The sequence below is a fragment of the Pseudomonas sp. S3_A09 genome (assembly GCF_054668065.1).
Genome location: NZ_CP162752.1, coordinates 4,352,425 through 4,374,564, shown reverse-complemented (window position 1 = coordinate 4,374,564; position 22,140 = coordinate 4,352,425). Strand labels below are relative to the sequence as shown.

At 55.2% G+C, this 22,140-nt stretch carries 20 protein-coding genes and 1 pseudogene; 14 read left to right on the top strand and 7 right to left on the bottom strand.

Features of this window, described 5'->3' with window-relative positions:
- Nucleotides 1–3: 3 nt before the first annotated feature.
- Together kdpA and kdpF are read right to left on the bottom strand one after the other, a co-directional pair.
- Nucleotides 4–1,698: a potassium-transporting ATPase subunit KdpA gene (kdpA, locus tag AB4N92_RS20360; protein WP_236267642.1), complete on the bottom strand. Its 1,695-nt coding sequence runs from the start codon at nt 1,696–1,698 to the stop codon at nt 4–6.
- 9 nt (nt 1,699–1,707) lie between these two features.
- Nucleotides 1,708–1,797 carry a K(+)-transporting ATPase subunit F gene (gene kdpF / locus AB4N92_RS20355; RefSeq protein WP_010211917.1) on the bottom strand — a complete coding sequence of 30 codons (90 nt, stop codon included), beginning with the start codon at nt 1,795–1,797 and terminating at the stop codon, nt 1,708–1,710.
- 394 nt (nt 1,798–2,191) lie between these two features.
- Here kdpF and eat point away from each other — a divergent pair, with 394 nt between their 5' ends.
- Both eat and AB4N92_RS20345 read left to right on the top strand, forming a co-directional pair.
- Nucleotides 2,192–3,556 (top strand): ethanolamine permease, encoded by a 1,365-nt coding sequence (gene eat, locus AB4N92_RS20350; protein ID WP_236267655.1) that lies wholly within the window; start codon nt 2,192–2,194, stop codon nt 3,554–3,556.
- A 112-nt stretch (nt 3,557–3,668) separates the two neighbouring features.
- Nucleotides 3,669–3,836, top strand: coding sequence for a DUF2897 family protein (locus tag AB4N92_RS20345; protein WP_003172675.1), 168 nt, complete (start codon nt 3,669–3,671; stop codon nt 3,834–3,836).
- 8 nt (nt 3,837–3,844) lie between these two features.
- On the opposite strand, the gene AB4N92_RS20340 is transcribed toward AB4N92_RS20345, so the two are convergent.
- Nucleotides 3,845–4,693: an urea carboxylase-associated family protein gene (locus AB4N92_RS20340; protein WP_010211920.1), complete on the bottom strand. Its 849-nt coding sequence runs from the start codon at nt 4,691–4,693 to the stop codon at nt 3,845–3,847.
- Nucleotides 4,694–4,708: 15 nt separating this feature from the next.
- Complete coding sequence (locus tag AB4N92_RS20335; protein ID WP_029529202.1) at nt 4,709–5,353, bottom strand: GntR family transcriptional regulator; 645 nt, start codon at nt 5,351–5,353, stop codon at nt 4,709–4,711.
- A 120-nt stretch (nt 5,354–5,473) separates the two neighbouring features.
- On the opposite strand from AB4N92_RS20335, the gene AB4N92_RS20330 reads away from it, so the two are divergent.
- Complete coding sequence (locus AB4N92_RS20330) at nt 5,474–6,052, top strand: TetR/AcrR family transcriptional regulator (RefSeq protein WP_236267656.1); 579 nt, start codon at nt 5,474–5,476, stop codon at nt 6,050–6,052.
- Nucleotides 6,053–6,070: 18 nt separating this feature from the next.
- Here the strand turns inward: AB4N92_RS20330 and AB4N92_RS20325 are convergent, their stop codons facing one another.
- A complete protein-coding gene (locus tag AB4N92_RS20325; RefSeq protein ID WP_010211925.1) occupies nt 6,071–6,403 on the bottom strand; it encodes a ComEA family DNA-binding protein in 333 nt (110 codons plus the stop codon).
- A gap of 559 nt (nt 6,404–6,962) precedes the next feature.
- Between AB4N92_RS20325 and AB4N92_RS20320 the strand changes: the two genes are divergently transcribed.
- Genes AB4N92_RS20320 through AB4N92_RS20270 form a run of 11 tightly spaced genes read left to right on the top strand, consistent with a single transcriptional unit; the run spans nt 6,963 to nt 18,837 of the window.
- Nucleotides 6,963–7,952 carry an FAD-binding oxidoreductase gene (locus tag AB4N92_RS20320; protein ID WP_047541566.1) on the top strand — a complete coding sequence of 330 codons (990 nt, stop codon included), beginning with the start codon at nt 6,963–6,965 and terminating at the stop codon, nt 7,950–7,952.
- 12 nt (nt 7,953–7,964) lie between these two features.
- Complete coding sequence (gene rfbF / locus AB4N92_RS20315; protein ID WP_010211927.1) at nt 7,965–8,738, top strand: glucose-1-phosphate cytidylyltransferase; 774 nt, start codon at nt 7,965–7,967, stop codon at nt 8,736–8,738.
- A 2-nt stretch (nt 8,739–8,740) separates the two neighbouring features.
- Nucleotides 8,741–9,826, top strand: coding sequence for a CDP-glucose 4,6-dehydratase (gene rfbG, locus AB4N92_RS20310; protein ID WP_021490938.1), 1,086 nt, complete (start codon nt 8,741–8,743; stop codon nt 9,824–9,826).
- 24 nt (nt 9,827–9,850) lie between these two features.
- Complete coding sequence (rfbH, locus tag AB4N92_RS20305) at nt 9,851–11,164, top strand: lipopolysaccharide biosynthesis protein RfbH (protein ID WP_021490939.1); 1,314 nt, start codon at nt 9,851–9,853, stop codon at nt 11,162–11,164.
- 3 nt (nt 11,165–11,167) lie between these two features.
- The gene (locus tag AB4N92_RS20300) at nt 11,168–12,883 is read left to right on the top strand and encodes a thiamine pyrophosphate-binding protein (protein ID WP_236267657.1); all 1,716 of its coding nucleotides are present in this window, start codon (nt 11,168–11,170) and stop codon (nt 12,881–12,883) included.
- On the top strand, nt 12,883–13,815 hold the full coding sequence (locus AB4N92_RS20295; RefSeq protein WP_021490941.1) for an NAD-dependent epimerase/dehydratase family protein: 933 nt from the start codon (nt 12,883–12,885) through the stop codon (nt 13,813–13,815). The genes AB4N92_RS20300 and AB4N92_RS20295 overlap by 1 nt, the downstream gene beginning before the upstream one ends.
- A complete protein-coding gene (locus AB4N92_RS20290) occupies nt 13,797–15,122 on the top strand; it encodes a hypothetical protein (protein ID WP_236298258.1) in 1,326 nt (441 codons plus the stop codon). Before AB4N92_RS20295 ends, AB4N92_RS20290 begins: the two co-directional genes overlap by 19 nt.
- Complete coding sequence (locus AB4N92_RS20285; protein ID WP_021490942.1) at nt 15,119–16,099, top strand: glycosyltransferase family 2 protein; 981 nt, start codon at nt 15,119–15,121, stop codon at nt 16,097–16,099. The genes AB4N92_RS20290 and AB4N92_RS20285 overlap by 4 nt, the downstream gene beginning before the upstream one ends.
- 43 nt (nt 16,100–16,142) lie before the next feature.
- Complete coding sequence (locus AB4N92_RS20280; RefSeq protein WP_010211938.1) at nt 16,143–16,787, top strand: DapH/DapD/GlmU-related protein; 645 nt, start codon at nt 16,143–16,145, stop codon at nt 16,785–16,787.
- A gap of 42 nt (nt 16,788–16,829) precedes the next feature.
- A complete protein-coding gene (locus AB4N92_RS20275; RefSeq protein WP_010211940.1) occupies nt 16,830–17,627 on the top strand; it encodes a glycosyltransferase in 798 nt (265 codons plus the stop codon).
- Nucleotides 17,620–18,837, top strand: coding sequence for a glycosyltransferase family protein (locus tag AB4N92_RS20270; RefSeq protein WP_050513961.1), 1,218 nt, complete (start codon nt 17,620–17,622; stop codon nt 18,835–18,837). The genes AB4N92_RS20275 and AB4N92_RS20270 overlap by 8 nt, the downstream gene beginning before the upstream one ends.
- Nucleotides 18,838–18,910: 73 nt before the next feature.
- On the opposite strand, the gene AB4N92_RS20265 is transcribed toward AB4N92_RS20270, so the two are convergent.
- Together AB4N92_RS20265 and AB4N92_RS20260 are read right to left on the bottom strand one after the other, a co-directional pair.
- Nucleotides 18,911–20,905 (bottom strand): polysaccharide biosynthesis protein, encoded by a 1,995-nt coding sequence (locus AB4N92_RS20265; RefSeq protein WP_460128045.1) that lies wholly within the window; start codon nt 20,903–20,905, stop codon nt 18,911–18,913.
- A 96-nt stretch (nt 20,906–21,001) separates the two neighbouring features.
- Nucleotides 21,002–22,014 (bottom strand): annotated as a pseudogene (locus tag AB4N92_RS20260) (MraY family glycosyltransferase).
- Between the last annotated feature and the right edge of the window lie 126 nt (nt 22,015–22,140).

Sequence of the window (22,140 nt, the reverse complement as noted above, 5' to 3'; positions counted from 1 at the left end):
CCCTTAGAAGCCCATGCTCATGTGTTCAGCAATAGGGCCCAGTGCCAGCGTCGGCAGGAAGCTCAGGCCGCCCACCAGCAAAATGGTCACGGTCAACAGGGTCACGAACAGCGGGCCATGGGTCGGGAAGCTGTTCTGGCCGATCGGTGCGGTCTTCTTCATCGCCAGGCTGCCGGCCAGCGCCAGTACCGGGAGGATGTAGCCGAAGCGGCCGATCAACATGCCCAAGCCCAGCATCAGGTTGTGGAACGGGGTGTTGGCGCTGAAGCCGCCGAACGCCGAACCGTTGTTGGCACTGGCCGAGGTGTAGGCATAGAGCAATTGGCTGAAACCGTGGGGGCCGGGGTTACTGATGGCACCGGCCGGGCCTGGCAGGCTAGCGGCGATGGCACCGAGTACCAGCACACCTACCGGCATCACCAGCAAGGTCACCACCAGCAATTGCACTTCCTTGGCCTGCAACTTCTTGCCCAGGTATTCCGGGGTGCGACCGATCATCAGACCGGCGAGAAACACGGCGATCAACACGTTGAGCAACATGCCGTACATACCGGCGCCGACGCCGCCGAAGATCACCTCGCCCACCATCATGTTGACCAGCGCAACCATGCCGCTGAGGGGGCTGAGGCTGTCCTGCATGCCGTTGACCGAACCGTTGGACGCCGCGGTGGTTGTCACCGACCACAACACCGTACCGGTGGTGCCGAAGCGTGCTTCCTTACCTTCCAATGGAGCGGTCTGCTCCACGGCTGGGTTGTTCAGGGTCGGATTGGGCTGGTATTCAGACCACAACGAGGTCGCGCCGCCGATCAGGAACAGCGCCAGCATGCAGCCGAGGATCGCGCGGCTTTGGCGCAGGTCTTTGACGTAGTGGCCGAAGGTGAACACCAGCGCCACCGGGATCAGGATGATCGATGCCACTTCGAACAGGTTGGCCCAGGCAGTCGGGTCTTCAAACGGGTGCGCCGAGTTGACACCAAAGAAGCCACCGCCATTGGTGCCCAATTGCTTGATCGCAATCTGGCTGGCTGCGGGGCCCAGAGGGATCACTTGATCCACGCCTTGCAGGGTGACGGCATCGACATAGTGGGCGAAGGTTTGCGGAACGCCCTGCCACACCAGGAACAACGCCAGCACCAGGCACAACGGCAGCAGGCCGTAGAGGGTGGCACGGGTCATATCAACCCAGAAGTTGCCCAAGGTCTGAGCCGATTTGCGACCAATCCCACGGCAAAGAGCGACCAGGACTGCCAGGCCGGTGGCGGCACTGACGAAGTTCTGCACGGTCAGGCCGGCCATCTGGCTGAGGTAGCTCAGGGACGCTTCACCGCTGTAGGACTGCCAGTTGGTGTTGGTCATGAAACTGACCGCGGTGTTGAAGGCCAAAGTCCATTCCTGACCCGGCAATTTCTGCGGGTTCAGTGGGAGATAGTCCTGGAACACCAGGATCGAGAACAACAGCAAAAAGCCCGCGAGGTTGAAGGCGAGCAAGGCCAGCATGTATTTCTGCCAGCTTTGTTCCTGATGCTCGTTCACGCCCGACAGGCGATAACAGGCGCGCTCCACCGGGCCGAATACCGGCGTGAGCCAGGTGCGCTGCCCTTCCATCACCTTGTAATAGAACCGCCCCAGGAACGGAGCCGGCACCAGCACCACCGCAAAGAAGGCAATGATCAGCCAATAGTCATAACTGTGCATGGCCTGCTCCTAGGTCCGATCCGCGCGTAACAGCGCAACCAGCAAATAAATGAACAGCGCCACGGCCAATAGCAGTGACACCCCGTCCAGAACGCTCATGGAAGTCTCTCCGTTTAGCGGCGAGTGCCGCGTGTGGCGCAATTGTCGGCAGGAGTGGTGTAAAGGAACGAGAGCGAGGGGGTGGGTGGGGCGTAAAGACGGCGTAAAGAGTGGGTTTATGCGGGGTTTACAGGGGGGATTAGCCGTTAGAAAGGCCTCAGCGCGGGCAAGCCCGGCTACCACATCGGTATGCGGTCAACCTGTGGGAGCCGGGCTTGCCCGCGATGACGGCAGTTGCAACCCCACCGCACTCAACTGGTGCAAGGCTGGAAAAATTCAAACACTAAACCATCCCACGCACGACACTTGCTCCGCTTTACGACAATGATTCTCAGCCTGGCATGTCCGCTGCAACACCTTGAATCATTCCAAACGGTTCAGGGAGAGCAACACGATGAACACACAACTCAAACCCACTTTAGGCACCCTGCACTTGTGGGGCATCGCCGTCGGGCTGGTGATCTCCGGCGAATACTTCGGCTGGAGCTATGGCTGGGGCGTCGCAGGGACCCTGGGCTTTCTGGTGACCTCATTGATGGTCGCCGCGATGTACACCTGTTTCATCTTCAGTTTCACTGAACTGACCACCGCCATTCCTCATGCTGGCGGCCCTTTTGCCTACAGCCGCCGTGCCTTTGGTGAGAAAGGCGGCTTGATCGCCGGGCTCGCGACCTTGATTGAGTTCGTTTTCGCACCGCCTGCAATCGCCTTGGCCATCGGCGCCTATCTCAATGTGCAGTTTCCCGCACTCGATCCGAAACACGCAGCCGTGGGCGCCTATATCGTGTTCATGGGCCTGAACATCCTCGGCGTCAAACTCGCCGCCACCTTTGAACTGGTGGTGTGTGTGCTCGCCGTCGCCGAGTTGCTGGTGTTCATGGGCGTCGTCGCACCTGCATTCAGCTTCAGCAACTTCGCCCTGAACGGCTGGGCCGGCTCAGACACCTTTGGCGCACCCGCGATTGCCGGCATGTTTGCCGCGATCCCTTTCGCCATCTGGTTCTTCCTCGCCATCGAAGGCGCGGCCATGGCTGCTGAAGAAGCGAAAGATCCGAAGCGCACCATTCCAAAGGCCTACATCAGCGGCATCCTGACCCTGGTGATCCTGGCCATGGGCGTGATGTTCTTTGCTGGCGGCGTGGGTGATTGGCGCACCCTGTCCAACATCAACGACCCCTTGCCGCAAGCCATGAAAGCCGTGGTCGGCGACAGCTCAGGCTGGCTGCACATGTTGGTGTGGATCGGCCTGTTCGGCCTGGTGGCAAGCTTCCACGGCATCATCCTCGGCTACTCGCGTCAGTTCTTCGCCCTGGCCCGCGCCGGTTACCTGCCGTCTTTCCTCGCCAAACTGTCGCGTTTTCAGACACCCCACCGCGCAATTATCGCCGGTGGCGTGGTCGGCATCGCGGCTATCTATAGCGATGGCCTGATCAACCTGGGCGGCATGACACTGACCGCAGCGATGATCACCATGGCGGTGTTCGGTGCCATTGTGATGTACATCATGAGCATGCTCAGTCTGTTCAAACTGCGTAAGACCGAACCGCTGCTGGAACGCACCTTTCGCGCACCAGGCTACCCGATCGTGCCGGGTATTGCGCTGGTACTGGCGGTGGTGTGCCTGGTAGCTATGGCGTGGTTCAACGCGCTGATCGGGCTGATCTTCCTGGGCTTCATGGTGGTGGGATTCGCCTACTTCCAGATGACTGCGCAAGACCGCGCCGATGCACCGGCAGATGCGATGTTGACCGGGCTCTGATCTACTGAGAGGCAGAACGGGCCTACACTGAACTAGTGAGAAAGCCCGTCACTCAAAGCAGTTATTCCCGTGGGAAAGTTCTCCCACGGCAATCTGCCTCAAGGAGAGCCTTATGCCGTGGTATGCGTGGTTGATTATGGTAGTTGCGATCGGGTCGATCGTCGGTGGGCTGATGATGCTGCGCGACAGCGCCAACAAAGTCGAACTCACCGACGAACAACGCAAGCGCGTGGCCGAGCGCAATGCCCAGGCGGATGCCAAGGACGCGCAGGATCGCTGAACCTTGGGCTATTCCCAGGACGCCTTGGCAATATGCAACCCGTGCTGCCCCTTATAGGCAGCACGTTCGGGCTGACTCCAACCGCTCAGAAGCTCATCCTCCAACGTATAGACCTCAACCCCCAGCGGGCGGCATACCGTCAGCGGGTCCTGTGCATCCGGCCCCCACATCGGCAACGACAGATCCCCACCCGGGCACGTCGACAGCGCGCACAACAAATCAATCTCGGCAAAAAACTCCAGGTAATCGCCCTTCTGCGCCGGGCAGGCTTTCATGAAGTACATATCGTCGTGATTGAGGCCCGTGCACTGGAAAATATTCAGCACGTCATGCACGTCGAATTCCGTCAGACCGTGGGGCAAAACTGCACGGGTCAGGTTCGAATGGCAATGGTGGTGAAAGTCTTCGCCGGTGAGCATGCGGTTCACATAGGGATCGCAACGCGTACCGAGCAAGTCATGCAGACGCCCGCCGTGCTCATCGATGCCGTAACCGGCCAGGCTGTCATCGGTGATCGTCACCAAAGGCCGCAGAAATGGCAGGTTCGACCACAGCCGGTCATGAGTGCTGACATGCGCGCCCTGTAACTGACGCGTACGCGCCGCCCACAAACGCTCGCGGGGGTCATTGGCGTTCCACACGTTGAAGTCCCCCACCTGCGGACCGACTGGCGTGGTCACACGGAAGACATGCCCGGCCGGCACCTTCCACGCCCTGCCCGTGCGAATCGGCACCTCAAACGCCTCAATCAAGCGCCGTTGATCTTTTCGATCACGAATGCGCTCGTAAAACGCCGCATCGACCTGCAGCGCCGAACCTTTACTGACCTGATAAGCGGCCGGATAGTCTTTGTACATGGTGCAGATCCTCGATCAGGGATGGTTGAACAGGGCCAGGGACACGCGTTCCGAGTCATCCAGGTACAGGCTCATCGCCTCCCCTGCCGCCGGTTTATCCTGCTGGACCAATAACGTGTAAATCTCACGATCACGCTCCAACCACGGCGATTGGAAGCGTTGCTCATCAGGCGCAGCGCAGAACACCAGACGCAACTGGGCGATGACCTGGGCAAAAAACTCATCGAACAAAGGGCTGCGCATCAACCCTACGATCTGCTGATGAAACATCAGGCTGTGGGTGGCGACCGCCCGCCAGTCTTCGCGCTCACGGGCCAGGGTGGTGGCGTCGATGGCGTTTTGCATGCGTTCGGATTGGGCTTCTGTCAGAGGACCACTCTGGGCGATGGCCTGCAGTTCCAGGGTGCGACGAACGACAAATAAGTCACGCACTTCCTCACACTCCAGCCGCCGCACCATAACCCCCTTGTTGCGCACATAACGGGTCAAGCCTTCTTGCCCTAAACGGTGCAACGCTTCACGGATGGTATTGCGCGATGCGTTATAGGCTTTCACCAGCTCCACTTCGATCAACGGCATGCCTGGTAGCAGCCGCCCACCGATGATGTCAGCGCGAAGCTCCAAGGCAATCTGGTCGGCTAATGACAAGCTGAGCGTCATGGTCACCTCACGATTGTTGAACAATCTTTTACGTTTAGGTAATCACGTTTCATGCCAACGTGCAGATGTGTAAAAAGATTCAAGTTGGTTAGAATGCCAACCTGTCACTGAGGCCGTCCCATGCGTTACTCACCCGACCACAAAGCCCAGACCCATCAACGCATCATCAAGGAAGCCTCCGTACGCTTTCGACGCGACGGCATCGGCGCGACTGGTTTACAGCCATTGATGAAGGCGCTGAACCTGACGCATGGTGGGTTTTATGCGCACTTCAAATCCAAGGATGAGTTGGTGGAGAAGGCGCTGCAGGCGGCTGCGGCAGAGCTGGATGCTCATTGCGAAATGCTGTTCAGCCAGGAGCGGCCGCTGGAAGCCTTTATCGACAGTTACCTCTCGAAATGGCACATGACGTCTCCGGACCAAGGCTGCCCACTGCCTACCATGTCCTCCGAACTCGGCCTAAGGGGCCAGCACAGTACAACGACGGACGCAGTACTCGACGCGCGGCTAAAGCAGATTGATACGGCTTTAGCGGATGGACGGAGTGATGAACAAAGCCTGGTGATGATGTCGACGCTGGTCGGAGCATTGGTGCTCGCCAGGAGTGTCGAAGATCCGGCATTGGCTATGCGAATCTTGGAGGTTGCGCGCGCGCGTTTGAAAACCCAGGTTTCAACGCGTGAAAAAGCCGGTCAGTGACCGGCTTTCTCGCCTGACTTAATTGATCACCAGCCTTTCGCGGTTCTTCTCCAGCAAAGCCTTACCAATCCCCTTCACTTCCAACAACTCATCTACCGCCGTGAACGGCCCATTGCTTTCGCGATACGCAACGATCGCCCTGGCCTTGGCAGCCCCGATGCCGAAGAGATCACGGCGCAGGGTTTCGGCATCGGCGGCGTTCAGGTTGACCTTGGCGGATTGCTCGGCCTTGGACATCTGAGTGGCGATAGGGGTTGGGGCTTCGGGCTTGATGGAAGGGGCTGCGGTGGTCGTAGCGGAGATGCTGGTGAGAAACGCGAAGATAAGGGCGCAGATGTAGGTGTTTTGCATTGGTGACGCTCCATGACATCGATGAGGGAAAAGCAGCTTTCCTAAGCTGCCTCCCAAACTTAGGTGATGTTGGGTAGGAGTCAAAAACGGGTGGGTTACAGAGTATGACCGCAACCCGCAAGGCCAGTGAGACGGCCTGCTCAGGCCTCGTCCATCCTGCATTTCCAGTTAAGGTCCCAAACAGGTAGAATTGCCGCCACTTATGGGCAGCCCGGCCGCAATGCGAACTTAAACGCCGGTCGACACAGTGCAAGCCTCATCGGGTCGTTCACTATTAAATACACGGCAACTCACTGCGATGTTGCCGTTTGTTATGTATGCGATTCAACGGTGGGGCGTTAGCGCTGGTTGCTTCTATCCGCTTTGAACTCTACTAAAAATGCCCCTCATCAGGGGTGTAGTCTGCGCGTTGAATGCGGTATGACGTTCGGCGTAATGACGACAGGAGATGTAAACGTACATGGGTATCAAAAGCTTCGGGCAGAGGTGCACCGCTCCCCACATGTCAGGGGATGAATTGAATCCTTGTGACGTCAACGTTGAGCGTGGTGCCTGACGCATGTCTATTGTCACGCTGTCGAACCACAAGTCATTCACGGGTGAATCCGGCAAAAGCCTTCTGGAGTGTGCAAAGTCACAAGGTACCGTACTGGAATACAGCTGCCGTACCGGTCGTTGCGGCGTCTGCAAGGCCAACGTGCTCCAGGGTGATACAGAGGTGATGCAACCAGAACTCGCCCTTACGGACGAAGAGCGTGCCAACGGCGCCATCCTGACGTGCTGCCGAGCAGCGTTGACTGATGTTGAACTGGATATCGAAGACTTGGGCTTGCTGGCCGACATCCAGATCAAAACCATGCCTTGCCGCCTCGATACACTGGAGCGCCTAGCGGACGACGTGGTACGGGTCGTCCTCAGGACACCGCCCAAAAGCGCGCTGTTCTACCTTCCTGGGCAGTACATCGACGTCATAGGCAAAGACGGTGTGCGCCGCAGTTATTCGATTGCCAACGCCGTACGCGAGGATGCCAAGCTCGAACTGCATATCCGCCAAGTACCTGATGGAGTGATGAGCCAGTATTGGTTTGGTGAAGCCCAAGTCAATGACCTGCTGAGGCTGGAAGGCCCACTTGGCACCTTCTGCCTGCGTAACGCCAGCACTACAAACTTGGTGTTCATGGCGACAGGTACCGGGATCGCCCCCGTAAAGGCCATGCTCGAAGCCTTGGCGAGTAAATCCGAACCCCTCATCGGCAAGCGCGTTTACGTTTATTGGGGGGGGCGTACGGAAAACGACTTGTACTGGCTCCCTGACTTCCCGACGCTGGGCATGACTTACCGCCCCGTGCTTTCACGCGCGGGTAAACACTGGCCAGGCGCCACCGGATACGTTCAACAGGCCGTCCTTGCAGAAAACCTTGACCTGGCCGATACCTCGGTCTATGCCTGTGGCTCTGAAGCCATGATCCATACGGCGCGCGAGATGCTGACACAGGCTGGCCTGCCCCTCAAACATTTCCATTCTGATGCCTTTGTAAGCTCGAATTGACCCGGAGACAGCATGAAAGCAGTTATTTTGGCCGGTGGCCTGGGAACACGGCTAAGCGAAGAAACCAGCGTGCGCCCCAAACCCATGGTCGAGATCGGCGGCAAACCCATCCTCTGGCACATCCTGAAGATGTACTCCGCGCATGGCATCAATGACTTCATTATCTGCTGCGGCTACAAGGGCTATGTGATCAAGGAGTATTTTGCCAACTACTTCCTGCACATGTCCGACGTCACGTTCAACATGCGCGACAACACCATGAAAGTGCACGACCAACGTGCTGAAGACTGGAACATCACCCTGGTCGATACTGGCGACGAGTCCATGACTGGCGGTCGCCTGCGTCGTGTCGCCGACTACGTCAAGGACGAAGAAGCCTTTTGCTTCACTTATGGCGATGGTGTCAGCGATCTTGATATCAGCGCGACCCTGGCCTTTCACAAGGCACATGGCAAGGCGGCAACGCTCACCGCAACGTTCCCCCCCGGCCGTTTTGGCGCACTGGATATCCAGAAAGGCCAAGTGCTGAACTTCAAGGAAAAACCCAAAGGAGATGGCGCGCTGATCAACGGCGGCTTCTTCGTCTTGAGCCCCACGGTTCTCCAGTACCTGGAGGACGACAGCACAACCTGGGAACAAGAGCCGCTGATGAAGCTTGCAGCCGAGGGCCAACTCATGGCCTACGAACACCCGGGGTTCTGGCAACCTATGGATACGCTGCGTGACAAACACTACCTGGAAGATCTTTGGCAGTCTGGCAAAGCTCCCTGGAAATCCTGGGACTGAATATGAAGTCGACCGTTTCTCCTACCTTCTGGCAAGGCAAAAGAGTCTTCCTGACCGGCCATACCGGGTTCAAAGGTAGCTGGCTGGCGCTATGGCTAACGAGCATGGGCGCGCAGGTTAAGGGGTTTGCCCTGGCGCCACCGACACACCCTGCCCTGTTCGTCGAGGCCAAGGTGGCCCAAGGCATGGAGTCGGAGCAAGGCGATATTCGTGATCGCGCAGTAATCGCCCAAAGCATGGTGAGCTTCAACCCCGACGTGTTGATCCACATGGCGGCGCAGCCGTTGGTCCGTTTGTCCTATCGCGAACCCGTCGAGACCTACGCCACTAACGTAATGGGCACCCTGCATGTGCTGGAAGCCGCACGCCAATGCCCCAACCTGCGGGCTATCGTCAACGTCACCACCGACAAATGCTATGAAAACCGTGAGTGGGAATGGGGCTATCGTGAAGACGAACCCATGGGTGGTCACGACCCGTACAGCAACAGCAAAGGCTGCGTGGAGCTGATCACCAGCGCCTACCGCAAGTCATTTTTCAATGACCCGCAAGGTGCTGCGTTGGCGTCCGGCAGGGCCGGCAATGTGATTGGCGGCGGCGATTGGGCGGAAGACCGGCTGATACCTGATATTCTCGGTGCCTTCGAGAAGGGTCAGCCCGTCACGATACGCAATCCGAAGTCCACCCGGCCGTGGCAACACGTGCTGGAGCCGCTGAGCGGTTACCTTGTGTTGGCACAACATCTCTGGACCCATGGGCATCGTTTTGCCCAGGGCTGGAATTTCGGTCCCAAGGATGAAGATGCACGCCCTGTGGAGTGGATCCTCGATCACATGGTACAGGCTTGGGGTACAGGTGCCCGTTGGCAACTGGACCAGGACCCGCAACCGCATGAGGCCAACTACCTCAAGCTAGATATTTCCAAGGCGCGCGCCCACTTGCACTGGGCCCCCAGCTGGAACCTCGAAACCACGCTCGCCCGGATTGTTACCTGGCATCGTGCCTGGTTGAGCGGCAACGACATGCAGGCCCTTTGCCTGGAAGAAATCAATGCCTACATGCTCGCCATGCATGCCAGCAGCAACTAACTCTATTTTTTAGCAGGATTTTTCATGACACCCGATATGCTCCGCCAGGAAATCAGCAAGCTCGTCGAGCAGTACGCCAACATTGCATTGGCGAGCAAGCCGTTCGTGGCCGGCGAAACTGTCATTCCACCGTCCGGCAAAGTGATCGGTGCGCGGGAGTTGCAGTTGATGGTCGAGGCCTCCCTGGATGGATGGCTGACCACTGGCCGTTTCAATGCCGAATTCGAGAAAAAGCTCGCTGAGTTCATCGGTGTCAAATTCCTACTGTCGGTCAACTCCGGCTCTTCCGCCAACCTGGTCGCCTTCAGCACCCTGACCTCACCCAAACTCGGTGAGCGCGCGATCAAGAAAGGCGATGAAGTGATTGGCGTGGCTGCGGGCTTCCCGACCACGGTCAACCCCATTGTTCAATTCGGCGCGATCCCGGTGTTCGTTGACGTTGACATGGCCACCCACAACATCAACGCCGACCTGATCGAAGCGGCCATCACGCCAAAAACCAAGGCAATCATGCTTGCCCACACCCTGGGCAACCCATTCAACCTGGGCAAGGTCAAAGCCCTGTGCGAAAAGTACAACCTGTGGCTGGTGGAGGACTGCTGTGATGCCTTGGGTGCAACCTATGACGGTAAGCTGGTAGGCACTTTCGGCGACATCGCCACCCTCAGCTTCTACCCCGCGCACCACATCACCATGGGCGAAGGTGGTGCAGTGTTCACCAACAACCCGATGCTCAAGGTGATTGCCGAGTCGTTCCGCGACTGGGGCCGCGATTGCTACTGCGCACCGGGTTGTGACAACACCTGCGGCGACCGTTTCGGCCAGCAATATGGCAGCTTACCCCAAGGTTATGACCACAAGTACGTGTACGCGCATTTGGGCTACAACCTGAAAATCACCGACATGCAAGCCGCCTGCGGCCTGGCCCAGCTCGAACGCGCCCAGGACTTCATCGATACGCGCAAGCGCAACTTCGCGCTGCTCAAGGAGCGCTTGTCCAGCCTGTCCGAATTCCTCGAAATTGCCGAGGCAACCCCTAACAGCGACCCATCGTGGTTCGGTTTCCCGGTGACGCTCAAGGAAAGCAGCGGGGTCAAACGAGTCGACCTGCTCAAGTACCTTGACCAGCACAAAATCGGCACGCGCCTGCTATTCGCCGGCAACCTGACACGCCAGCCTTACTTCCAGAACCTGGAGTACCGTGTGGTTGGCGAACTGACGAATACCGACCGCACCATGAATCAGACCTTCTGGCTCGGTGTACAGCCTTCGTTGGGCCAGGAACATTTCGATTTTGTGGGTGAAAAGCTGGAAGAGTTTTTCGGGATCGGTTTCTAAACAATGAAAGCATCAGATGCGGTAGCGTTGGTTCTTGCGCAGAACAAGGTTCTGTATGGTTATGAGTTGATCGGCGGAATGATCACGCACCTGGTTGACAGCATCAATCAGTTGGGCAAGACCAAACTGGTCTCGGTTCACCATGAGCAAGGGGCCGCGTTTGCTGCATCCGCAGTTTCCCGCGCCACACATCACGAAGTGCTCGGCGTCGCCTTGGGCACAAGTGGTCCCGGCGCCACCAACCTGATCACCGGCATCGCCGATTGCTGGCTTGATAGCCATCCGTGTCTTTTCTTGACGGGCCAGGTCAACACCTACGAACTCAAGGGCGAGAGAAATATCCGCCAACAGGGTTTCCAGGAGCTGGATAGCGTGGCGCTGGTCAGCAGTATTACCAAGTACGCCTATCAGGTCAGGCATGTAGACGAGTTGCTTCCGTGTTTGCAAAAGGCTATCGACCTCGCCAGGGAAGGACGACCAGGCCCGGTACTGCTGGATATCCCGATGGATATTCAGCGAACCGACATCGATGATGCCGCGGTCAGCGCGTTTTTGATGCCTTGCGAGCAACAGATTGCAGCGCCACTGCAAGCAGCCGACCTCGAGACGATCAGCAATGCACTGGCTTGCGCTCGGAACCCGTTGATCCTGCTGGGCGGGGGGGCCGTCAACACGCCTAACTTCGCACATTGGCTCAATCAGTTGGAGACGTCTGGTATCCCTTACGTAGCTAGCTTGAAAGGGGCTGAAAAGATCCCGGCGAGCGCCAATTACCTGGGCATGCTCGGCGCTTATGGAACGCGTGCAGCCAATCATGCCGTGCAGAATTGCGACTTTCTGTTGGTACTGGGCAGCCGCCTGGATGTTCGGCAAACCGGTGCCAAACCCGAGGACTTCGCCCGCAAAGCCAAGGTTTTCCAGATCGACCTGATGGAAGGGCAACTGAACAACCGCGTTAAGGTGCACGCCTCCTACGTGATGGAACTGAACACCTTCTTCGCAGACTTCCCCCTTTGCGAAGTGCAAGAAAACGCGGCATGGAATGCCTGGGCTGCTGATTTGCGAGCTGATTTCGATCAGAGCTTTGTCGATGAATACACTGATTGGTCAGTGAGCCCCTTCGTCATCTGCTCAACCCTTGGCGCTTTGACCAAAGGGCATGGTGTCGATTTCGTTGCCGACGTCGGCAACAATCAGATGTGGGCAGCACACACGTTGCGATTGAGCCCTGGCCAATCCATGCACCACTCAGGTGGCCTGGGCACCATGGGGTTCGCGATCCCCGCGGCCATTGGCGCCTGCAATGCAGGCAACAAACCTGTCATTGTCATAACAGGTGACGGGGGCGCCCAGCTCAATATCCAGGAACTGGATATCATCGCCCGCGATCAACTGCCCGTCTTGATCATTGTGCTTAACAATCACTCTCTGGGAATGGTCCGCGGGTTCCAGGAAATGTATTTCGAAGGCCGTAACTCGTCGACCTACTGGAACGGCTACACCTCACAGTTCAAAGCCATTGGTGAGGCTTACGGCATCAGCTCCACGGTCGTGAGCACCCATGAGGAATTTGCGGCGCAGGTCGGGATGTTTATTGAATCACCCCGTCCCGCACTGATCGAACTGATGATGCCCGACGCCCGAGAATGCCGTCCTCGGCTGGAATTTGGCCGCTCGATTGATCAGCAGTTGCCTGAAAAAACGCGGACAGCACGCTGATGCACATCGCAATATTCGGCGCGAACAGCCAAATTGCCCAGGACCTGACCCGTTCACTCGCCGCAGCTCGAACGTTCGACCTGAGCCTGTTCGTGCGGGACAAAAACAAACTCGACACATCGGCATTGATACCCACAGGACAACGAAGTATCAAAATCTTTGAATACGCCGATTTCGATCGCAACACTCCGTTCGATGCAATCATTAACTTTGTAGGGGTCGGTGACCCTGCAGTGGCATCGAAAATGGGGTCTGCCATTTTCGATATCACCTATGAGTATGACAAACTCGCACTCGACTATCTCAAAGCCAACAACAAGTGCCGCTATATATTTCTGAGCAGTGGTGCAGCTTATGGCGGTGATTTCGAAACCCCCGCGCAAGCCCAGACACTCGCCACGTTTGACATAAACAATTTGAAAACAACGGATTGGTACGCTGTCGCAAAGTTTTATGCCGAGACGAGGCACCGAGCGCTTCAGGGTCTTAGCATTGTGGATATCCGGGTATTCAACTACTTCAGTCACACACAAGACTTGAGTGCACGTTACTTCATGACCGACGCTGTCCGCGCAATCAAGGACAACACCGTACTGACGACGTCTCCCGCCAACATGTTTCGTGACTACATAACCCCTTTGGACTTTTACACGCTGATATCCAAGGCATTGGCCTTCAATGGCGACCTCAATATAGCTGTCGATTGCTATACCAAAGCCCCAGCCGACAAGTTCTCAATACTCGACCATCTTCAGAGTAATTTCGGCCTGCAATACACCACCGAAAAAGCCACCCAACACATTAATGCTACCGGCGCAAAGCAGCACTATTACTCCGAAAACAGAATGGCATCGACATTGGGCTACACCCCACATTTCAATTCCATTGAAGGATTGACTCATGAAATCGAAAGATGTCAATTCATCAAATGAACTATAAAAAAATATTCGATCATGACTTTCGCAACACTGCAATAAATCAGTTATGGCGATTACTCTCGGGACCTGCGTTGCTCATCCTAGTCCCCCTTTACCTGTCGTCCGAAGCCCAAGGATACTGGTACACCTTCATCAGTATGGCCGCACTCGCCGTGTTCGCAGACATGGGATTTTCTGCCGTACTGCTATTGTTCGCCTCGCATGAGTTTGCACACCTCAAGTTCAACAATCAGAAAGAACTTTGTGGCACACCTGAGCACATCAGCCGATTGGCGACATTATTATCGTTCGCCATGCGCTGGGCCGGCGCCATGGCGCTCGTTGTTTTCCCGGCCGTGCTGTTGATCGGGTATTTCATACTCAATGGAAAGACCTCCCTGGTCAACTGGCAACTACCGTGGTTGGTGTACGGTGTGGCATCCGTCATTGTATTCATTAATAGCATTGCATTGTCATTCATCGAAGGATGCGACAGTGTTGGTGACATTCAGAAAATTCGTTTCCACATCAGCGTGATCAGTGTGTGCGTCACCGTCATCCTGCTGATCAGCGGCGCAGACTTGTATGCTCTGGCCTTTTCGTTATTAGCCGGTGCACTGGCAGGCACCTCAATAATCCTTCATCGCTACAAAGCCATGTTGGGACAGCTTTATAAACTGACAAAAGTCAACAGCCACCCTTGGTTCAAGGAAATAATGCCGCTCCTGTGGCGCTTCGCATTGAGCTGGATCAGCGGCTATTTTGTACTGTCTATATTTACCCCGCTGTCCTTCAGCTATCACGGGGCCGTACAAGCGGGCCAAGTTGGCTTTTCAATGGCGATTTGCATGGCCATGTTCAGCATCGCGAACATATGGGTAACCATTATCACCCCAAAAATAAATATGTATGCGGCCCATCGTAATACAACGGCGCTCGATCAAGCCTTCAAAAAAGGCTTAGCACTGGCAATAGCGACTTATGCAATGGGTATGGTAACGCTCTTCACTGGCCTATGGCTGATGGAGGGCCATCCGTTGATAGAGAACCGCCTGCTGCCCACCCTCCCTCTGTTGATGGTCAGTACAGGATGGCTGATGCAGTTAATCGTCAATGCAATGGCAATCTACATGAGGGCCTATAAAAAAGAACCATTGGTCGTGGTATCGGTCGTCAACGGGCTATATGTCGCGATTACTACCTTACTAGCTGCCAAGTACCTTCCATTCGAATACCTGTTTTCTGGCTTCACAAGTGCGTACGTCTTGGTCTTGCCGTGGGTTTATTGGATTTTTAGATCTTTCAAAAGGCGTTCATCATGAGTCTTCAGCCTAACCCTGTATTGTCCATTGCACTGCCTACCTACAACCGAGCGGACTTCCTTGACAGTTCGCTGGCCGCACACCTGCCGATACTAAAGCACCACAACATTCAAATTTTCATTTCCGATAATGCCTCGACAGATGAAACCTTTCAGGTTGTCGAGAAATGGAAAGCCGAATACCCCCTGTTGCACTACTCACGTAACCACGAAAACCTGGGTGCTGATTTAAACTTTGAAAAAGCACTGTCTTTATCGGACACCGCGTACACATGGCTGTTGGGCGATACCTCTCAATTCTGTGCCGACGACCTCGACAAGGTATTGACTCGCTTAAATACAAACACCCCTTACGACGCCGTACTGGTAAATCTGGTAGGCAAGATTGAAACGCCAGAATCCACCTATCAAGACGCCAATGCATTGTTACAAGATCTCGCAGGGCTCATGAGCTGCATGAGTTGCTTGATCTATAGCAAAGCACTGATAAATGATGCCAACTTTTCTCGCTATCACGATTCAAACTTCATACAAACAGGTATCATCTTCGAGTCTATTGCGAACCGCCCCTTTCAAATTCATTGGTTACCCCAGGTGTCCATTACGTCACTTGAAAGCCCGCACCTCACAAAAACCAGCTGGGCCCACACAGACAAAATATTCAAGATCGGCCTGACCTGCTGGGTTAACTTTATATTTTCGTTACCGGTCAGCTATTCATTGCAAGGAAAACTTGAAGCCTGCACCCGCTTTGGCCAAGTATCCGGCGCGTTCACGATCAAGGGTATGCTGTCTCTGAGGGCCAGGGGGTTGTTAAACTATGGCATCTATAAAGCGTACCGACCGGACCTCAGGCTTTCCGTAGCCTACCCTAGCTGGATCGTCATGGTGATATCAGTCGTACCAAGATCGATGCTCAGCAAGGTGGTCAACCTCTATCTCAAACGCACACGCACTCTACCGGTGACAAACCAATAGTTTGCTTCCACCTGTTTACGCCAGCCAACATGAGTAGACCGCGGTGTCCTATTTTTTAAAAAAACTCAAGCAACATCACGTCTTTATCGTTCCTATGGTGTTCGGGCAATGTCTTTTAGTATGGCGAGCGTTTATTCATCTCAGAGCCTTCCCAGCCCCCGGGCGACGTGCCTACCTTGGCCGTGCGCCCAAGGTCTTTGGCCTGGAACACATTACGCTGGGTAATAACTTCAGGGTAGGTGAAGGGCTCTGGCTACACGCGATCTCTCAATACCTTACGTTCAAGTACCAGCCGCAGGTCGACATTGGTGAGAACTTCTCCGCCAGCGACCATTTGCATATAGCGTGTTGCAACAAAATAACGATTGGTCGCAATGTCTTGATGGGCAGCAAGATTCACATCACCGACCATTCCCACGGCGCCTACTCGGGGGAGAACCAATCCAGCCCCTACGAAACACCTTTTGAAAGAAAGCTGGCCAGCAGCGGCCCCGTGACCATTGGCGATAACGTATGGATCGGGGACAATGTCGTCGTACTGCCGAACACCTCTATCGGCAATGGGTCGATCATCGGCGCCAACAGCATTGTCACCAAAGATATCCCCAGTCATGTCATTGCTGTGGGCTGCCCTGCCAGGGTCGTGAAAGTCTGGAGCGATAAAGAGAGCAAATGGTTGAATGTTTAAGCGTGACCCAGCACAGGCGGCTCCACACATCAAAGGTATGGCATGACGCGTAAGATTGCAGTAGGTATTGTTGTCTATCACGCAGGCGCTGAGTTATTGCGCAGGCTCGAATTGACGTCGTCGAATGGATTTGAAGTCTACGTGTTCGACAACTCACCTGACGTTACCAACGTGCGAGAACTCGCTGAGCCTGACCCGCGCATCCATTATTTCACCTGTGGCAAAAATCTGGGGCTGGGCATCGGCATTTCAACAGTGTGTGCCAATGCCTACCAACAAGGTCATTCAGCGCTGCTGTTTTTTGATCAGGACACCGGGTTCAGCAGCGAAACACTGTCTTATATAGAAAACAACTATGCCGACAACATCGACGCCTACAGCGAGTTCAGCGCAATTGCCTTCAAAGCCGATGGAAGCGCCCGGGTACGGGATGTACCTTTACTGATCAACAGCGGCAGCCTTTACTTTCTGGATAAACTCAATGCCCTAGATTGGATGGACTGCAGCTACTTCGTTGACAGTGTGGATTATAAGCTCTGCCTGGATTCGTTAAACAAGGGCTATCGCATTGGCGTCTGCGGTGCCACACCGGGTTTCGATCATGTCACGGAGCAGGCTGATAGTCGCTATCGCATCGCGGGCCGCACGTATTCAATGCGGGCCTATTCAGGGTCCAGAATAAAAGACACTGTTGCTTCGAATCTCAAACTTATCTTTTCTGCGCTCAAGAGCCGCCAGGTTGGTTTCGCGCTGAGAATAACTAGATTACTGACCCTCTATTGCGCCTCCCAGATCCTCGTCAGGGTAATCAATACATTAGGAATTTTTAAACGTGACTGATGAAAAAGGCATGACCGGCGAGCGCTCAGCCATTTTTACCGTATGTAATCTGGCTTATTTATCCAAGGCGCTGGTGCTGGCCGAGTCATTGGATAAATTCGATCAGCCGAAACTGAAGATCTATATTTTTGATCGCAAGGTCGAGATAGACCTCCCGACCGACCTGGCGGAGTTTTATTGGGTTGAAGAGATCGGATTGGCCGACGTACGGCACTACGCCTTCAAATACGACATCGTCGAGTTCAGTACCAGCCTCAAGCCCTGGATCACCTTAAAGCTCCTTGAGCAGCACGACAAGGTGGTCTTCCTGGACCCGGATACCTGCGTATTTAGCCGCCTCGATGGCTTATGGAGAGAGCTCGACACGCGGGATATCATTCTAACGCCCCACTACGTCACACCTCATGTTGAAGGTGATATCGGGATGCTGCGCTTTGGCTCCTTCAACCTGGGCTTCTACGCGGTTTCCAATACCTCAGAAGGCATACGGTTTCTCCAGTGGTGGAATGAGCGCTGCCTGGAGCACTGCTATTTCGAAACGCAATTCGGACTTTCGACAGATCAGAAATGGGTCAGTATCGCTCCCTGTTTCTTCCCGACCCTGCACGTGTCATTCAATCTTGGTTACAACGTGGCTTTTTGGAATAGCCATGAACGAACCCTCTCGCCTGACGGCCGGGGTGGCTATACAGTAAACGGAGAATGCCCACTGGTTTTCTTCCACTTCAGTTCGTTTGACGAGAAGAACCCGGCACTGTTGAGCAAGCGTGCATTTGCGGGAAGAGAGAAAAAACGTGAAGACCTTCAGGAAGTTAGTTTCTATTACAAAGAACGACTCTCCAACTTCTCATCCTTCCCCTCCAGCGCAGCCTATGCATTTGATTACATGAGCGATGGAAAATACATATCCCCCACGCTGAGAAGGGCCTACGCCAGCGTACTGGATGAGCTAACCACCGGCCATGACCCCTTTGATGCCAACGGCCCTGTTTACACATTTGCCAAGAAGAACTACTTGTTCGAGGCAGGTGGGCAATACAAACCCGCCGGGTTTGGCGATGCGCAAACTCACTCCGGAAAGCTCCAGATCATCAATTCTTTACTGAAGGGAATTCTGTACGTGGTAGGCCCCAATCGGTTCATGAACCTATCGAGGCTGTTCGTCTACCTGTCGAGCTTCCGACTGAACAAAAAGTTGTGGAAGCTCTAACGTAAAGGCTATCGCGCTCTATTGTGAGCTCTGATGGACCGGAAGACAGGCCCATCAGAGCGGCATGGCGATGTCAGACTTCGCGGTGTCGCTGAATGTGCATCCAGTCGACAATTTCACCTTCCGGACTGTAGCCACTGACGGTGTTTTTTAAGAGCTGCCTGACGAGCGCAAAATCACCCGCCTCAACCGCCGTCAACAACCCGAGCAACCGGGCCTTGAGCACTTCCCACCCCAACAGTTCTTCATTGGCCCGCATGATCATCGGATGACGAGTAGCAGCCACGTTGTCGCCGATTAACAATTCTTCATACAGTTTTTCACCGGGCCGCAGCCCACTGAAATTGATCAGGATATCCCCATGCGGATTGGTGTCGGAGCGGATACTCAGGCCAGATAGATGAATCATCTTCTCGGCAAGCTCTACGATTTTCACAGGCTCGCCCATGTCGAGCACGAAGACATCCCCTCCCTGCCCCATCGAACCCGCTTGAATAACCAGCTGTGCCGCCTCGGGTATCGTCATGAAATAGCGGGTTATTTTCGGATGGGTCACTGTCAAGGGCCCGCCGGCCTGGATCTGCTTATGGAACAGCGGAATGACCGAACCTGACGAGCCCAGCACGTTGCCAAAGCGAACCATGGTGAAACGGGTCTTGTTGACCCGCGAGATGTTCGAGGCGTCACCAAACAACGTCGGTGCCACTTCTTTGCTCAAGGCTTGCAGAACAAGCTCCGCCAACCGTTTGGTGCTACCCATGACGTTGGTTGGCCGCACGGCCTTGTCGGTCGAAATAAGTACAAAGTTCTCGACACCCGCCTGCAGGGCGGCCTGAGCGGTATTAAGGGTGCCAATTACATTATTGAGAATACCTTCGGCAATATTGTGCTCCACCATAGGCACATGTTTATAGGCTGCTGCATGGTAGACCGTATCGACCGACCAGGTATTCATGACCTCCAGCAGTTTGTCCTGATGCCGCACCGAACCCAGTATCGGCAGCAGCGTTACATTCAATGATTCTGATTGAACGCGCTGTTCAAGTTCGGAGAGGATGCAGTAAAGGTTGTACTCACTGTGATCGAACAACAACAGGCTGGTAGGCTCCAGCGTCAGAATCTGGCGGCAGAGTTCCGATCCGATCGAGCCACCCGCGCCGGACACCATCACGACACGGTGCTTGATGCAGCGCTCCAGCAACTCAGGCTGCGCCGGGACGGGATCTCTGCCCAGCAGGTCGGCAATGTCCACTTCCTGGATATCGTCGACTTTGACTCGACCGCTGGCCAAGTCCATAAAACCGGGAACACTGCGTACATGCAGCGGGTAACCCTCCAGATAACCCAGTATCTCTCTGCGACGAGCCCGCGTGGATGACGGTATCGCCAGCAGCAGTTCCTCAGCGCCAGTCTCGTCGATCATCTGCTGGATACGTTTGGGTTTGTACACCTGCAACCCCGAAATGATGCGATCCGAGATGCCACTGTCATCATCGATAAAAGCGACCGGACGCATTACCCGCCCCATGCGTAAGGCCGCTACCAATTGATTACCCGCCGCACCGGCCCCGTAGATAGCCACCTTGATAAGGCCATCATCACGACTGGTGAAAGGCACGTGCTGCGCAGCGGTAAACCAGTCCCCCTGAAAGTACTGACGCATTGCCAAACGCAAGCCGCCAATGATGACCATGCTTAGCCACCAATAGTTGAATACGATTGAACGTGGCACCACCGTCTGGTGATTGCTGTACAAGTACACCACAAGGGCCAGCAACAACGCGGAGAGACTAACGGCCTTGATGATCGCAATAAGCGCATCATTGCCGAAATAACGCATGACTGCCCGGTACATGCCAAAGTGGATAAAAAGCGGGATGGCAATCACCGGCGCACTGAGAAAGAGCCACAAATGGACTACGAAGGGGTTGTTGAGGTCATCAAACCCGAGGCGCACGACAAATGCCAACCATAACGCCGCCCATACCAGAACGATGTCGGTCGCCACTTGCAAGAAACGTTTCTGCCTGCGCGGCAAGCCCACCAATCGGGCACGTAAACTATCCATAAACCCTTTTATACCTCAGTCCCTAGTACTGCCAGCAAAAAACGACAGTCATGTGAGTGTGCAGCAGCCCCATGAAACTACAGCGCCAGTCAATTATCACGCTTTCTCAAGCTCCCCCGCGTGAAACTTGATAGCCAGCAACACCAACGGAATATACGCCACCAGCAGCCCCAAAACGCCGTCAAACCCCAGGCCGACAAAGAGGGCGATAGGCAATAGCCACAACAAATTAATCGCCATCACCGTCAGCGTAACCGGCAAATGGCGCCCCGCTAGGCGGGATGCAAACTGATAGGCGTGACTGCGATGCGCTTCATAGACCTTGTCCCCACGCAACAGGCGTCGACCTAAAGTGAAGGTCGCATCAACAACGAATACGCCCAGCAAAATCAACCAGACCCAAAGCATCTCAGGTGCAGCCCACGCCGCCTGAAGCGACAAGATGCCAATCACCACTCCCAGGAAGCCACTCCCAGCATCGCCCATGAAAATGCGGGCGGGAGGGAAGTTCCAGTATAAAAACCCAAGCACCGCAACCGCCAACAGCATCGGTGCAAGCATGAGGTTTTCATGACCAGTCAGCCAGTACACCAGGCACGCGCCTGCACAAGCGCAGACGGCCTCGATGCTGGCAATACCGTCAATACCGTCCATGAAGTTATACAAGTTCAGCATCCAGACCAGATACAAGGCTGCCAGTAAGTGCCCGAACCAGCCAAGGTCCAATTCATTGCCGAAAAGACTGATCGTGGGCAGTCCTCCCATCCAGGCCAACGCCCAGATCGCTGCGCCAAAGTGGGCCAATAGACGCCAGCGCGCTGCGATATGACCATGATCGTCGAGAAAACCAACGACCGCGATCAACGCCCCAGCCCCCAACAATGGCCACGCGTCACCCCAACTGATCCAGCCAGCAATAGCTACGACTACCAACGCCACCAGGTAGGTCAGTACGATTGCGACTCCCCCCCTCGCGGCGTCGGTACAGAATGCGAACTGCGACCATTGGGAATGTCCATCAAACTACGCGATAGGGCATAACGGCGTAGGACCCAAGTCAATAGAAGCGATGCTGAGAGCACGGCGGTAAACACTAACCAAATGGTCATGTAGGAAACAGTTCCTGAAACAGATGCGGGCAAAAGGGCTTAGCATTCATTGCTGATCGACACTGACTGGCGCAGGCATCGCCCAGGCTGTACTGCCAAGAGCGGTGCCGGTGAGCATAGATTTCC

Excerpts from the sequence above, each read along its gene's own strand:
- kdpA (WP_236267642.1), bottom strand. The coding sequence starts at position 1,698 with ATGCACAGTTATGACTATTGGCTGATCATTGCCTTCTTTGCGGTGGTG.
- kdpF (WP_010211917.1), bottom strand. The coding sequence starts at position 1,797 with ATGAGCGTTCTGGACGGGGTGTCACTGCTATTGGCCGTGGCGCTGTTC.
- eat (WP_236267655.1), top strand. The coding sequence starts at position 2,192 with ATGAACACACAACTCAAACCCACTTTAGGCACCCTGCACTTGTGGGGC.
- AB4N92_RS20345 (WP_003172675.1), top strand. The coding sequence starts at position 3,669 with ATGCCGTGGTATGCGTGGTTGATTATGGTAGTTGCGATCGGGTCGATC.
- AB4N92_RS20340 (WP_010211920.1), bottom strand. The coding sequence starts at position 4,693 with ATGTACAAAGACTATCCGGCCGCTTATCAGGTCAGTAAAGGTTCGGCG.
- AB4N92_RS20335 (WP_029529202.1), bottom strand. The coding sequence starts at position 5,353 with ATGACGCTCAGCTTGTCATTAGCCGACCAGATTGCCTTGGAGCTTCGC.
- AB4N92_RS20330 (WP_236267656.1), top strand. The coding sequence starts at position 5,474 with ATGCGTTACTCACCCGACCACAAAGCCCAGACCCATCAACGCATCATC.
- AB4N92_RS20325 (WP_010211925.1), bottom strand. The coding sequence starts at position 6,403 with ATGCAAAACACCTACATCTGCGCCCTTATCTTCGCGTTTCTCACCAGC.
- AB4N92_RS20320 (WP_047541566.1), top strand. The coding sequence starts at position 6,963 with ATGTCTATTGTCACGCTGTCGAACCACAAGTCATTCACGGGTGAATCC.
- rfbF (WP_010211927.1), top strand. The coding sequence starts at position 7,965 with ATGAAAGCAGTTATTTTGGCCGGTGGCCTGGGAACACGGCTAAGCGAA.
- rfbG (WP_021490938.1), top strand. The coding sequence starts at position 8,741 with ATGAAGTCGACCGTTTCTCCTACCTTCTGGCAAGGCAAAAGAGTCTTC.
- rfbH (WP_021490939.1), top strand. The coding sequence starts at position 9,851 with ATGACACCCGATATGCTCCGCCAGGAAATCAGCAAGCTCGTCGAGCAG.
- AB4N92_RS20300 (WP_236267657.1), top strand. The coding sequence starts at position 11,168 with ATGAAAGCATCAGATGCGGTAGCGTTGGTTCTTGCGCAGAACAAGGTT.
- AB4N92_RS20295 (WP_021490941.1), top strand. The coding sequence starts at position 12,883 with ATGCACATCGCAATATTCGGCGCGAACAGCCAAATTGCCCAGGACCTG.
- AB4N92_RS20290 (WP_236298258.1), top strand. The coding sequence starts at position 13,797 with ATGTCAATTCATCAAATGAACTATAAAAAAATATTCGATCATGACTTT.
- AB4N92_RS20285 (WP_021490942.1), top strand. The coding sequence starts at position 15,119 with ATGAGTCTTCAGCCTAACCCTGTATTGTCCATTGCACTGCCTACCTAC.
- AB4N92_RS20275 (WP_010211940.1), top strand. The coding sequence starts at position 16,830 with ATGACGCGTAAGATTGCAGTAGGTATTGTTGTCTATCACGCAGGCGCT.
- AB4N92_RS20265 (WP_460128045.1), bottom strand. The coding sequence starts at position 20,905 with ATGGATAGTTTACGTGCCCGATTGGTGGGCTTGCCGCGCAGGCAGAAA.